The sequence below is a fragment of the Bacillus sp. SJZ110 genome (assembly GCF_006715455.1).
GTDB classification, from domain to species: Bacteria; Bacillota; Bacilli; order Bacillales; family Bacillaceae; genus Bacillus; species Bacillus subtilis.
Map to the genome: position 1 here is coordinate 265,594 of NZ_VFNF01000005.1, position 12,516 is coordinate 278,109.

Annotated in this window: 17 protein-coding genes; 8 read left to right on the forward strand and 9 right to left on the reverse strand. The window is 43.7% G+C overall.

Features of this window, described 5'->3' with window-relative positions; genetic code table 11:
- The first annotated feature begins 161 nt into the window (after positions 1–161).
- Complete coding sequence (gene pckA, locus FB592_RS16030) at positions 162–1,745, forward strand: phosphoenolpyruvate carboxykinase (ATP) (protein ID WP_141949779.1); 1,584 nt, start codon at positions 162–164, stop codon at positions 1,743–1,745.
- A gap of 38 nt (positions 1,746–1,783) precedes the next feature.
- Here pckA and FB592_RS16035 read toward each other — a convergent pair whose 3' ends face one another.
- Together FB592_RS16035 and FB592_RS16040 are read right to left on the reverse strand one after the other, a co-directional pair.
- Positions 1,784–2,026, reverse strand: coding sequence for a DUF2584 domain-containing protein (locus FB592_RS16035; protein ID WP_004398611.1), 243 nt, complete (start codon positions 2,024–2,026; stop codon positions 1,784–1,786).
- Positions 2,027–2,077: 51 nt separating this feature from the next.
- Positions 2,078–2,851 (reverse strand): alpha/beta hydrolase family protein, encoded by a 774-nt coding sequence (locus tag FB592_RS16040; RefSeq protein WP_029318292.1) that lies wholly within the window; start codon positions 2,849–2,851, stop codon positions 2,078–2,080.
- A 151-nt stretch (positions 2,852–3,002) separates the two neighbouring features.
- Between FB592_RS16040 and FB592_RS16045 the strand changes: the two genes are divergently transcribed.
- From FB592_RS16045 to FB592_RS16055, 3 genes are read left to right on the forward strand one after another with little or no spacing between them, the layout of a single operon-like run.
- Entirely contained in the window at positions 3,003–4,007 is a 1,005-nt protein-coding gene (locus FB592_RS16045) for an ABC transporter substrate-binding protein (protein WP_021480357.1), read from the forward strand.
- Positions 4,008–4,019: 12 nt separating this feature from the next.
- Entirely contained in the window at positions 4,020–4,802 is a 783-nt protein-coding gene (locus tag FB592_RS16050; protein ID WP_003229092.1) for an ABC transporter ATP-binding protein, read from the forward strand.
- Positions 4,777–5,589, forward strand: coding sequence for an ABC transporter permease (locus tag FB592_RS16055; RefSeq protein ID WP_003229090.1), 813 nt, complete (start codon positions 4,777–4,779; stop codon positions 5,587–5,589). Before FB592_RS16050 ends, FB592_RS16055 begins: the two co-directional genes overlap by 26 nt.
- 26 nt (positions 5,590–5,615) lie before the next feature.
- On the opposite strand, the gene ytkD is transcribed toward FB592_RS16055, so the two are convergent.
- From ytkD to FB592_RS16070, 3 genes are all read right to left on the reverse strand, one after another.
- Complete coding sequence (gene ytkD / locus FB592_RS16060) at positions 5,616–6,092, reverse strand: RNA deprotection pyrophosphohydrolase (protein ID WP_003229087.1); 477 nt, start codon at positions 6,090–6,092, stop codon at positions 5,616–5,618.
- A 208-nt stretch (positions 6,093–6,300) separates the two neighbouring features.
- Positions 6,301–6,705: a phage holin family protein gene (locus FB592_RS16065; protein ID WP_021480358.1), complete on the reverse strand. Its 405-nt coding sequence runs from the start codon at positions 6,703–6,705 to the stop codon at positions 6,301–6,303.
- Positions 6,706–6,870: 165 nt separating this feature from the next.
- Positions 6,871–7,308: a Dps family protein gene (locus tag FB592_RS16070; protein ID WP_003229083.1), complete on the reverse strand. Its 438-nt coding sequence runs from the start codon at positions 7,306–7,308 to the stop codon at positions 6,871–6,873.
- Between the two features lie 128 nt (positions 7,309–7,436).
- On the opposite strand from FB592_RS16070, the gene ytzI reads away from it, so the two are divergent.
- Complete coding sequence (ytzI, locus tag FB592_RS16075; protein ID WP_003229081.1) at positions 7,437–7,577, forward strand: YtzI protein; 141 nt, start codon at positions 7,437–7,439, stop codon at positions 7,575–7,577.
- On the opposite strand, the gene FB592_RS16080 is transcribed toward ytzI, so the two are convergent.
- Together FB592_RS16080 and FB592_RS16085 are read right to left on the reverse strand one after the other, a co-directional pair.
- Entirely contained in the window at positions 7,571–8,008 is a 438-nt protein-coding gene (locus FB592_RS16080) for a FixH family protein (protein WP_014477743.1), read from the reverse strand. The genes ytzI and FB592_RS16080 overlap by 7 nt on opposite strands.
- A 119-nt stretch (positions 8,009–8,127) precedes the next feature.
- Positions 8,128–8,601 carry an S-ribosylhomocysteine lyase gene (locus tag FB592_RS16085; RefSeq protein ID WP_003219361.1) on the reverse strand — a complete coding sequence of 158 codons (474 nt, stop codon included), beginning with the start codon at positions 8,599–8,601 and terminating at the stop codon, positions 8,128–8,130.
- Between the two features lie 128 nt (positions 8,602–8,729).
- Between FB592_RS16085 and yidD the strand changes: the two genes are divergently transcribed.
- Complete coding sequence (yidD, locus tag FB592_RS16090) at positions 8,730–8,957, forward strand: membrane protein insertion efficiency factor YidD (RefSeq protein ID WP_003229076.1); 228 nt, start codon at positions 8,730–8,732, stop codon at positions 8,955–8,957.
- On the opposite strand, the gene FB592_RS16095 is transcribed toward yidD, so the two are convergent.
- Entirely contained in the window at positions 8,954–9,517 is a 564-nt protein-coding gene (locus tag FB592_RS16095; RefSeq protein WP_014477744.1) for a beta-class carbonic anhydrase, read from the reverse strand. The genes yidD and FB592_RS16095 overlap by 4 nt on opposite strands.
- A 93-nt stretch (positions 9,518–9,610) precedes the next feature.
- Positions 9,611–9,859, reverse strand: coding sequence for a type B 50S ribosomal protein L31 (locus FB592_RS16100; RefSeq protein WP_003219346.1), 249 nt, complete (start codon positions 9,857–9,859; stop codon positions 9,611–9,613).
- Between the two features lie 205 nt (positions 9,860–10,064).
- Here FB592_RS16100 and FB592_RS16105 point away from each other — a divergent pair, with 205 nt between their 5' ends.
- Positions 10,065–11,396 carry a cytochrome ubiquinol oxidase subunit I gene (locus FB592_RS16105; protein ID WP_003229073.1) on the forward strand — a complete coding sequence of 444 codons (1,332 nt, stop codon included), beginning with the start codon at positions 10,065–10,067 and terminating at the stop codon, positions 11,394–11,396.
- 42 nt (positions 11,397–11,438) lie between these two features.
- Positions 11,439–12,479, forward strand: a complete 1,041-nt coding sequence (locus FB592_RS16110) for a cytochrome d ubiquinol oxidase subunit II (RefSeq protein WP_015251386.1) — start codon at positions 11,439–11,441, stop codon at positions 12,477–12,479.
- The last annotated feature ends 37 nt before the right edge of the window (positions 12,480–12,516 follow it).

Below are 12,516 nucleotides of genomic sequence, written 5' to 3' on the forward strand. Positions count from 1 at the left end.
TTGCAATGTCAATATGATTCAGAAGAAATAGGCACCTATATTGAGGGAAAACAATGGAAATGCACACACAAAAAATAATAAATAGTATAGACTATTTGAAAATATATGTTATACTAATTCACAATTAGCAAAACACAAAAAACGATAAAGGAAGGTTTCATATGAACTCAGTTGATTTGACCGCTGATTTACAAGCCTTATTAACATGTCCAAATGTGCGTCATAATTTATCTGCAGCACAGCTAACAGAAAAAGTCCTCTCCCGAAACGAAGGCATTTTAACATCCACAGGTGCTGTTCGCGCGACAACAGGCGCTTACACAGGACGCTCACCTAAAGATAAATTCATCGTGGAGGAAGAAAGCACGAAAAATAAGATCGATTGGGGCCCGGTGAATCAGCCGATTTCAGAAGAAGCGTTTGAGCGGCTGTACACGAAAGTTGTCAGCTATTTAAAGGAGCGAGATGAGCTGTTTGTTTTCGAAGGATTTGCCGGAGCAGACGAGAAATACAGGCTGCCAATCACTGTCGTAAATGAATTCGCATGGCACAATTTATTTGCGCGGCAGCTGTTTATCCGTCCGGAAGGAAATGATAAGAAAACAGTTGAGCAGCCGTTCACCATTCTTTCTGCTCCGCATTTCAAAGCGGATCCAAAAACAGACGGCACTCATTCCGAAACGTTTATTATTGTCTCTTTCGAAAAGCGGACGATCTTAATCGGCGGAACTGAGTATGCCGGTGAAATGAAGAAGTCCATTTTCTCCATTATGAATTTCCTGCTGCCTGAAAGAGATATTTTATCTATGCACTGCTCCGCCAATGTCGGTGAAAAAGGCGATGTCGCCCTTTTCTTCGGACTGTCAGGAACAGGCAAGACCACCCTGTCGGCAGATGCTGACCGCAAGCTGATCGGTGACGATGAACATGGCTGGTCTGATACAGGCGTCTTTAATATTGAAGGCGGGTGCTACGCTAAGTGCATTCATTTAAGCGAGGAAAAGGAGCCGCAAATCTTTAACGCGATCCGTTTCGGGTCTGTTCTCGAAAATGTCGTTGTTGACGATGATACACGCGAAGCCAATTATGATGATTCCTTCTATACTGAAAACACGCGGGCAGCTTACCCGATTCATATGATTGACAACATCGTGACTCCAAGCATGGCCGGCCATCCGTCAGCAATTGTATTTTTGACGGCTGATGCATTCGGAGTCCTGCCGCCGATCAGCAAACTAACGAAGGAGCAGGCCATGTACCATTTCTTGAGCGGTTACACAAGTAAGCTTGCCGGAACCGAACGTGGTGTAACGTCTCCTGAAACGACGTTCTCTACATGCTTCGGCTCACCGTTCCTGCCGCTTCCTGCTCACGTCTATGCTGAAATGCTCGGCAAAAAGATCGATGAACACGGCGCAGACGTTTTCTTAGTCAATACCGGCTGGACCGGGGGCGGCTACGGCACAGGCGAACGAATGAAGCTTTCTTACACTAGAGCAATGGTCAAAGCAGCGATTGAAGGTAAATTAGAGGATGCTGAAATGATAACTGACGATATTTTCGGCCTGCACATTCCAGCACATGTTCCTGGCGTTCCTGATCATATCCTTCAGCCTGAAAATACGTGGACCAACAAGGAAGAATACAAAGAAAAAGCAGTCTACCTTGCAAATGAATTCAAAGAGAACTTTAAAAAGTTCGCACATACCGATGCCATCGCCCAGGCAGGCGGCCCTCTCGTATAAAAAACAAAAGCCAAGAGCAATTATGCTCTTGGCTTGTTTTAATTGACGGAATGCAAAGAAGTCAGCTTGTATGTAATGATGGTCCGGCCTTCTTCCCATTGAAGCTTCTGCACTTCAGCTGTGCCTGACTTTTCGCCAAACTTTGTTTTGCGTACATCCATTGGAATCTCCATCGGATATACTCGGTATCCGTCCTTCTCTAACGTGAATATATTTTCATCTATGCGAACTTCTTTTCCTTTTGTCACAATCAGTGTATTAAATTCAACAGGCATTCCCAAAGTGAAATCCCCTTTCGTTCTCTTTTTTCTTTATCATAACATATTTCACTGTCAGCGGTTTTTCATCCATTGTGTGAGCTGCCGCACGATACGCCGGTTTTCTTTTGGCGGGAAATAATGTGTGAATGTACTGTAGTACCATGTCTCCACCGGCTTATGCAGTTGTTTTAGCTTCTCTTCAAATAAATAGGAATGCTGAATCGAAACATTTTGGTCTTTTTCTCCATGGATTAACAGCACGGGTGCCTGAATTTTGTTTACTTGGTCAAACGGTGTCCTCCATTGATATTCCTCAGGCACCTTTTTCGGTGTTCCGCCGATGACTCTTTTCATCATTCGCCGCAAATCCTGCCGCTCCTCATATGTAAGAATCATATCACTGACGCCTCCCCAGGAAACAAATGAAGCTGCCTGCCCGCCCATTTCGATCGCAGTGAGCATTCCCATAATTCCGCCGCGGGAAAAGCCGAAGATATGAATTCTGTCCTTCTTGACATTTGGGTGCTGCTGAAGCAGGCGAAAAGCAGAAAATGCATCCTCCCTGTCTTCTCCGGCAAAATCCTCATTGCCTTCTCCTCCTTGATTTCCTCTGTAAAAAGGAGCAAACACCACAAACCCTTGGGATGCAAACTGGATAATCCGGCCCGGCCGAACCATGCCCACGCTTTTAATCCCGCCGCGCAAATATAAAAATCCGTCATATTGTCCCGGTTCCGCTGGCTCAGCCAGAAGCCCCTTAACCCGTAATCCATTTGACAGATAGCAGATCGTATACAAACGCACATGCTGGCTTGGCGACGGAAATCTTCTTTTCTCTACAATCAAAACAGCCGCCTCCTTTTTTTCTATATGCTTTCCTTACTCCAAAATTACATCCGGAGAACCTGGTTAGGCATTCACACATTTTTATACCCATCATACGATATGTAAAGCAAAAAAGGATATTAACTTGATGCGAAATAAGGAGGTTGTCTATGTGAACAGATGGTTAAGGCTGAGCTTCGCCTGTGTCGGCAGTATCTTTCTGATGTTCGCCCTGGCGGCTTGCAAGCAGGAAGAAACGCTCACAAAAGTCAAGGTAGCTGAAGTGACCCATTCAATTTTTTACGCACCTTTATATGTTGCTGAGTCTAAAGGGTTTTTTAAAGAAGAAGGGCTTGATGTCGATGTGAATACGACCTGGGGCGGAGACAAAACGATGACATCGCTTCTTTCCAACGGCTCCGACATCGCGCTTGTCGGGTCAGAAACATCTATTTATGTCGAAGCGCAAGGGGCTAAAGATCCCGTCATTAATTTCGCCCAGCTGACTCAGACAGACGGAACGTTTCTTGTCGCGAGAGAAGATGTTGAACACTTCGACTGGGATCAGTTGAAAGGAAAAACGTTTCTCGGTCAGCGAAAAGGCGGCATGCCGCAAATGGTCGGCGAGTATGTACTGAACAAACATAAGATTGACCCGCATAAGGATATAGACCTCATCCAGAACATAGACTTCGCCAATATTGCCAATGCGTTTGCTTCTGGAACCGGTGAGTATGTACAGCTCTTTGAACCGCAGGCTTCTCTCTTTGAGAAAAAAGGCATCGGCCATATCGTGGCTTCATTCGGAGAAGAATCAGGAGAGGTTCCTTATACGACTTTTATGGCGAAACAAAGCTATTTGAAGAAAAATGAAGACACAGCCGTCAAGTTTACAAAGGCCATTTATAAGGCGCAGCAGTGGGTTGAAAACCATTCTGCGAAGGACATCACAGATGCCATTAAAGATGAATTTGATGATACCGACCCAGACGTCATCGAAACATCCATTGAACGCTATAAAAAACAGCATTCATATTCACCAGACCCTCTGCTTAACGAAAAAGAATGGGAGCTTCTCCAAACCATTATGGATCAATCGGGAGAACTGCCGAAGCACATTCCATACAATCAGCTTGTAAATAAAGAAATTGCTGAAAAAGTCACCTCGGAGAAATAGGAGGCGCCATCTATGTCTTTCTTACATGTCGACCATGTAACCCATACTTATTTTTCTATTAAAGAAAAAACAACGGCTGTGCGGGATATTCATTTCGATGCCGAAAAAGGTGATTTCATCTCATTTCTCGGCCCAAGCGGCTGCGGAAAAACAACACTGCTTTCCATTATTGCCGGTTTGATTGAGCCATCAGAAGGCAGAGTTCTGATTGAAGGCCGTGAGCCGAATCAAAAAGAACATAATATTGGCTATATGCTTCAGCAGGATTACTTATTTCCCTGGAAATCTATCGAGGAAAATGTGCTTCTCGGTTTAAAAATCGCCGACACGCTGACAGAAGAAAGCAAAGCCGCTGCACTCGGTCTATTGCCGGAGTTCGGCCTCATAGATGTGGAGAAAAAATATCCGAAAGAGCTGTCAGGCGGGATGCGCCAGCGGGCTGCGCTTGCAAGAACACTTGCGCCTAACCCTAGTCTGCTTTTGCTGGATGAGCCATTTTCCGCGCTTGATTTTCAGACAAAGCTGTCTTTGGAAAACCTGGTATTCCGCACATTAAAGGAATATCAAAAAACAGCAGTGCTTGTCACTCATGATATAGGGGAAGCGATAGCGATGAGCGATACGATCTTTTTATTTTCAAATCAGCCGGGCACCATCCATCAGATTTTTACCATTCCTAAGGAATTGGCCGCGATGTTGCCTTTTGACGCCCGTCAGGAACCTTCCTTCCAGACACTGTTTCAAACGATATGGAAGGAGCTGAATTCTCTTGAGAAACAGCAAAGAAACCATTGATCTGCTTCACGAGCAGTATCAATTCAAACAGAAAAAGGAAAAGTGGAAGGTCCATTCCTTTCAGCTTGCCATATTTATTCTCTTTTTCTCGGGCTGGGAAATCTCCAGCAGGCAGGGCTGGATCGATCCGCTGATCTTCAGCTCTCCATCAGCTGTGTGGCGATTATTGCTGGAGAAACTTGGTGACGGTTCTTTACTGTCACACATCGGCGTCACTTTATTTGAAACGGTGCTTGGCTTTTTGCTCGGGACGTTTATGGGCACGTGCCTCGCCGCTTTGTTATGGTGGTCTAACCGACTTGCCAGAATTTTAGATCCGTATCTTGTGATTTTGAACGCAATGCCGAAAGTGGCCCTGGGCCCGATCCTGATTGTCGCGCTCGGTCCCAGTTTTATCAGCATCATTGCGATGGGAGCCATCATCAGCGTCATTATCACAACCATCGTTGTCTACACCGCCTTCCAAGAGGTCGACGAAAACTATACGAAAGTCATGAAAACATTCGGCGCAAAAAAGTGGGTTATTTTTAAAGAAGTCATACTGCCTGCATCCTCCCCCGCGATTATTTCAACACTAAAAGTGAACGTCGGTTTATCATGGGTTGGCGTTATTGTAGGGGAATTCCTCGTTTCGAAGGTCGGATTAGGATATATGATTATTTACGGATTCCAAGTCTTCAATTTTACACTCGTCTTCTTAAGCCTGCTGATCATCGCCATCTTCGCCACTCTGATGTATCAGGGCGTCGAGCTGCTGGAAAAGAAATGGACGAAGGGGAGGACATAAAAAACCCGGCACATGTGCCGGGTTTTTTATTCAATCCATCCAGATTCTTTCAGTTTTTTCAAGCTGATCGGAAGAACGGAATCCTTCATAATAAAGCTGAATTTTTTATTGCGGGAAAGGTTCTCCGGCAGCTCGTGAAACAAAACCGGGCCTTTCGTTTCAAAGTAATCAGCCTGCTTTTCAAGCTTTTCTATATCTGCAAAATATATATTTTTCACAATCACTTTTTCTTTTCCGAGAACTTTATACTGTCCGAGATACTTGAGGCTTTTGACTCTCGCGCCCGTCTCTTCCTTTACTTCCCGGAGCGCAGCCTCTTCTGCGCACTCCATCGGCTCTACTTTCCCGCCTGGAAACTCATAGCCTCTGTCCTCATGTTCTGTTAAAAGCCATTTGCCGCCAAAACGGCAAATCACCCAGACATGCTTCGGGCTGTCCGAGAAAGGCTGATCGTCAAAGGAAAGCTGAACAGTATTCTGATAATAATCTTTAAACTCGTACATGTTTATCCCTCAAATCCGTTCCTAGCTATCTTCCATACATCATACCACAGTTACGTTTCTTCGGAAGCCTTTTATCAAAAAATAAGGGAAACCCAGCACGCCGTCAGGTTCTGCATGCAGACTAGCTCGTACAGTTTTTTGCGATAGCTTTTGCCGAAAAGTGCGGCCGACGCTCTGGGCTTTATTATGACCCTCGAACAGGGAAAAGTTACGGTTTGCGCTTAAATTTATTTTTTAACGTTTCTAAAAGATCGACAAGCATCTGGGGAACCGGTATGCCAAGAGAGCTGGCTGTCACAACAATTTGCACAGATTCATAAAGAATATAAAACATAATAGCCAAGTCACGAATTGATCCCTGTGTATTCAGCAGCTGATCAAAAAAGTGGCATACAGAGATCAGAGCCAGCGTGACTAATTTTTTGACAAGCCGGGCAAATATCTTTTTAAATGACAGTTTGTGAATAATGGTTTCCTTCAAAGTCGTACTGATAAATTCAATTGCCATAAGAGAGAGCAAAATCAGAAATGAATACTGAAAACCTCCAAAGAAAAAACCCGCTGCTGAAACGCTGACTGCTAAAAACGAAAAGATGCCAAAGTCTCTATCCATTTATCCCAACATCCTTTCACAGAAACGGCCTTACGATATTCTATGGTAAACAAGCCGAACGGTTTGGATTTTTCAGAAAAATGGACTGGTTGTCGCCTATTTTTAAGATACAAAAAGAAAAGCCGGACGTCTTTTTTAAGACATCCGGCCGTTCTATTTTTGAGTTTAACCTAGGTAAGCTTTTAGCATCCAGTTATGTTTTTCAATATTTTGATGGATCGCAAGAAGCATGTCCCCTGTTGTTTCGTCACCGACTTCATCAGCTAAATCCATGCCGTTTTTCAGTTCTTCCGCGATGACTGTGAAATCATCATATACGCTTTGAACCATTTGTTCAGCTGTTTCATTTCCAGCAGCTTCTTTGACAGAAGCCGTTTCTAAGGATTCCTTCATTGTTGCAATCGGTTTTCCGTTCAGCGCCAAAAGACGTTCTGCTAAGTCATCAATATAAGTTGCCGTTTCATTGTACAGCTCCTCAAACTTTTCATGAAGAGTGAAGAAATCTTTTCCTTTCACATACCAGTGATAATTATGTAGTTTCACATACATGACTGTCCAGTTGGCTACTTGTTTGTTCACTGCTTGAATCAATTGTTCTGACATGGTATCTCCTCCTTGTTATATGACTATGTATACCCTTAATATCGTACGCTAAAACCTCTTTTTTACCCTTATCTGTCACGATTTCTTCTATTATGCTACAATTGTTAAAAAACGGGAGGTGGAATGTCATGACGCTTCTCATTACGATAAGTATTTTGATTGTGCTGGCTGTTTTGCTTGTAACCATTTGGACGACTGTAAAAGCCTATAATGTAAAGCATACCATTGATCCACCACAAGAAAATCACTCTGATTCACACAATCAATGATGATGTGAATGCTCCTCTTCTGACTGATTGCTGGCAGCATCGGCGTCTCCGACTTGGACTTTTAAGGTCGGCATGCTATGCTGTTTTTTTGCTGTGACATGGGATTGGACAGTGTATACACCATCTTCCTTAAACGTCGTTTCCAATCGGTATACGCCTTTTTCTTGTTTCGCCTTAAACATTTGGCTTGCGTCTTTTTCCCCTTCTTTCCATACTTCAAACTCTACTTCATCGGCATCCGTCACAGCTTCATCACCATATGATACGGCTGCTTCATAAGCAGCGCTTTCTCCGGGATTTACTTTTTCAGGCCCGGTCAGCTTGACATCCAAAACCTCCGGCGTCTCAGCTGTATTTGCTTTGCTTTCACCAGATCCGCATCCATTAAGCAATAAAGCAGAAAAAAGCAGAACAACCAACATCTTTTTCATGCCATCACCCTTTCATCGTTTACCTAAATAGTAGCAAACGCTTACAGCAAATGGTACATAAAATATGAGACGTCACAAAAAAGACCTTTTTGCTTATGCGCAAAAAGGTCCTTTCTATTTTAGCCAAATACTTTTAGCAATTCTTCTTTATCCTGTGAAAGCCAGAAACGCATTAAACGTTTAGCGCCTTCCAGATCATGAAGCTTCGCTTGGCCGCACTGCTTTTCATTCGCAGCTGGTATTTCTGTAATCTCTACCGCTTCCTTCATTGTGTCTTCAAGCAGATCAACGATTTCCGCTGATGTCGGCTCTCCGCTCACAACTAGATAATAGCCTGTCTGGCAGCCCATTGGAGAAATATCAATGATATCAAAATGATCGTATTTCTCAGCGTGAGAACGAATCGTAAACGCGAGCAAATGCTCGAGTGTGTGAATGGTGTCAGGCTTCATCGCCTGTTTATTTGGCTGGCAAAAACGAATGTCAAATTTATTTACAACGCCGTCTGTTCCCACTTTATGCACGCCGCAATGTCTTACATATGGAGCAACAACCGCATTATGATCAAGCTCAAAACTTTCTACTGAAGGCATAATGGCACTCTCCCCTTTTTTAAAAATGTAATTTCATTATAACATACTTTTCCGATAAGAATTATTGATTAACTTTTCAATCTGTGTTTTTTTTCTTATACTTGCATCAGAAAGGTTGCTGAAGAAATATGAAAACCCTATTCATCGCTCTGATCAGAGGATATCAAAAATTCATCTCGCCCCTGACACCGCCAACGTGCCGCTTTTATCCGACCTGTTCCCAATATGGAATCGAAGCGATTAAAACACATGGCGCTTTAAAAGGCGGATGGCTGACAATCAAACGGATTTTGAAATGCCACCCGTTCCATCCGGGAGGAGTCGATCCCGTTCCTGAAAAGAAACAAAAACATTAATTGTTATAACCGTTTACGATAAGATCCAGTTTTCCGGTTTTAGGATCAATGACTAAGCCATGGACCGGAACGTTTTCAGGGAACAGCGGGTGATGTTTAATAACGTCTACGCTGTCTTTCACACTCGCTTCCACTGAATCAAAGCTTTTAAACCATTGATCAAAGTCTACACCGGAGTACTTTATTGTTTCGATGCGTTCTTCCGGAATCCCTCTTGCTTTGATTTTTTCAAGCATGCTTTTGCTGCTGATTTTGCTCATGCCGCAATCGTGATGCCCGATCACACACACCTCATCTGCATTCAGCTCGTACACTGCGACGAGTAAACTTCTCATGATGCTTCCGAATGGGTGTGTCACAAGCGCACCGGCACTTTTAATGATTTTCACATCACCATTTCGCAAATTCATCGCATGCGGCAGCAGTTCAACCAGACGAGTGTCCATGCAAGAAAGAATCGCCATTTTTTTATCTGGAAATTTTGATGTTTGATACTTTTCATACTCTCTTTGTTCAGTAAATGTCTTGTTAAATTCAAGAATATCATTTAGAAGACTCATGTTCGTTGTCCCTTTCTATTCTTTTTACTCTTCAATATATCACAACCCTTGTTTATTCGTCATAATAAAAAAAGACAAACCCTCTGGTCTGCCTTATTTCCCCATGTTATAGCGTTTTTTGAACTGCTCAACTCGTCCGCCTTTTTCATTGAATTTCTGGCGGCCAGTATAAAACGGATGCGTGTCAGAGCTTACTTCTACTTTAATGACAGGATATGTGTTTCCGTCTTCCCACTCTGCTGTTTCATTAGATGTTTTCGTAGAGGTGCTGAGAAAACGGTAGCCGCTGTTGACATCCTGAAATATCACTTTGTGGTTCTTCGGATGAATTCCTTCTTTCATGTGAATCTCCTTTCAATAAATCGTAATAATTACGTTTTATTTTATAACCTTACAAACGTTTTGTCAATCTTCTTATATCCTTCCCTCTGTTTTCACATCGTAAACCTCATGGCATTTAAGAATAGGAAGAATAATCTAACCGAGGAAGCAAATAATAAACCCAAAATACATACAGAACGTCTTTTTAGAAAGGTGGTTTACGATTGTGGATGATTTAGTTTTGGCCAGAAGCCTCTTTGGCACGACAATGGGCTTTCATATCATTTTCGCAACGCTTGGAGTCGGTCTCCCGCTCATGATTTTAGTGGCGGAATTGATCTATCAAAAAACGAAAGATGACCATTATGCGATCATGGCGAAAAGATGGACGAAAGCACAAGCCGTTTTGCTGGGGGTCGCCATACCGACCGGAACGATCGCGGGCACTCAGCTCGCGCTTTTATGGCCGGGATTTATGGAAGTCATCGGCCGGGTCATGTCCCTGCCGTTTCAAATTGAAATCTATGCTTTTTTTGTTGAAGCCCTATTCATGTCGATTTATGTATACGCTGCAGACCGTTTGTCACCTGCAATGAGGATTGTTGCTGTTTTCTTTGTGTTAGTCGGGGCAGCAGCATCAGCTGTTCTGATTACGAATGTTCACGCTTTTGAAGGTACGCCCGCCGGTTTTAAAATTTTAAACGGAAAAATTACAGATGTTGACCCGTGGGCTGCGTTTTTTAATCCTAGCTTTTTTATCACTGCCGGCCATGTCGTGCTGTCCGCGTTTATGACCGGTGCGTTTATCGTGGCTTCTGTTGCGGCGTATAAAATGATCCGGACGAGGAAAAAGGAAAAGGTCTATCGCTTTCACCGGAAAGCCCTTTTGCTCGCACTGACGATCGGCGGTATTTTTTCATTGCTGACCGCTTTGAACGGACACGAATCTGCACAGATGCTGTACGAATACCAGCCCGAAAAATTAGCCGGTGCGGAAGGCCTGTTTGAAACAAGATCCCACGCCCCGCTCGCTATCGGCGGTTTTACCGACCCGAATGAAGAAAAAGTAAAATGGGCAATCGAGATTCCATGGGCTTTAAGCTTTTTGGCAGCGAACCGTTTTGACACTGTTGTAAAGGGATTAAATGCATTTCCGAGAGATGAATGGCCGCCGCTTTTCATTCACACGCTGTTTAATGCGATGGTCGGTGTAGGCATGCTGCTTATTCTTTATTCCATTATCGGTGTGGTCTGGAGAAAGGTGCTTAAGAAAGACCGTTTCCCAACGTGGCTTTTGGTCATTTTCATGACAGCAGGCCCTTTTAGTCTCATCGGCATTGAATTCGGCTGGATTTTCGCATGTACGGGGAGGCAGCCTTGGGTCATCTATCATCTGTTGAAAACGTCAGATGTCGTAACAACGACTGGTTCGATCGGGGTGCTGTTCTTATTTTTCACATTTGTTTATGCCGTGTTAGGCGCAGCTGTCGTCTACGTGCTGCTGTATTATTTCCGCAAGCACCCGGTTGACGAAGATTTAAATACAGCGGAGTCGTAATGGCTCCGCAAACAGGAAACCAAATGGAAGGAAGATCGACAAATGGAGATTTCAACTGACGCTCTGATCGCCATCTCAATTATCTGGGGCTTTGTGTTTATTTACGCCGTCATGGCGACAATGGATTTTGGAGCGGGATTTTGGTCTATGATCTATTTAAATAAGGAGCATATGAAGGCCACCGATATTGCGAATCGCTTTTTGTCCCCGACTTGGGAGGTCACAAACGTCTTTATTGTGGCCATCGTCGTGGCGCTTTTCAGTTTTTTCCCCGGCGCGACATTTGTGCTCGGAACCGTTTTATTAATTCCCGGAAGCATGATTTTGCTGCTTTTAGCGATTCGAAGCGGATTTCTCGTTTTTTCAAATACAGCAAAGGAGCGGAAAACGCTAAGATATATTTCCGGCATCTCCGGCTTTATCATTCCTGCTATTTTAATTTTGGTGCTTCCTGTGACACACGGAGGGTTTATAGAAAAAACGGATGGAATCTATAACTTAAATATGTCTAAAATCTTTTCAAGCCCCAACGCCTATTCATTTATCGGATTTGCGATTTTAAGCACCTTATTTTTGTCCTCGCTGCTGCTTGCAGATGTTTCAAATGTGGCAGAGGAACAGGATGCGTACCGAGCCTACAGAAAAAGCGCCCTGATTACCGGCCCGATTTCACTGTTGTTTGCTGTATGCATCATGGTAACAATGCGGAATGAAGCAAACTGGCTGTACAGCGGAATGATGAATGATTTTACTTGGATTATTGCATCGTTCATTACATTTGTCATTGCTGGAATCGCCCTTTTTCTGCCTAATAAGAGCTTTGGGCAAAACATCGGAAAACCGCGGCTTGCACTTGTCGCGATTGGGATACAGTATTTTCTCGCAAGCTACGCGTACGGGCGGGCGCATCTTCCGTATATGATTTATCCTGATGTGACAGTCATGTCAGGCTTCACAGAGCCAGCAACGTTCAGGGCGCTGTTTGCGACTTATATCGTTGCATTTATCATTCTATTTCCGGGCTTTTATTTCTTCTGGAAAATGTTTATGCGAGATAAACGCTATATCCGCCAGGAGGAATAGAGGGCAAGCCAGCCGGCTATACTAATCCAGAACCTTT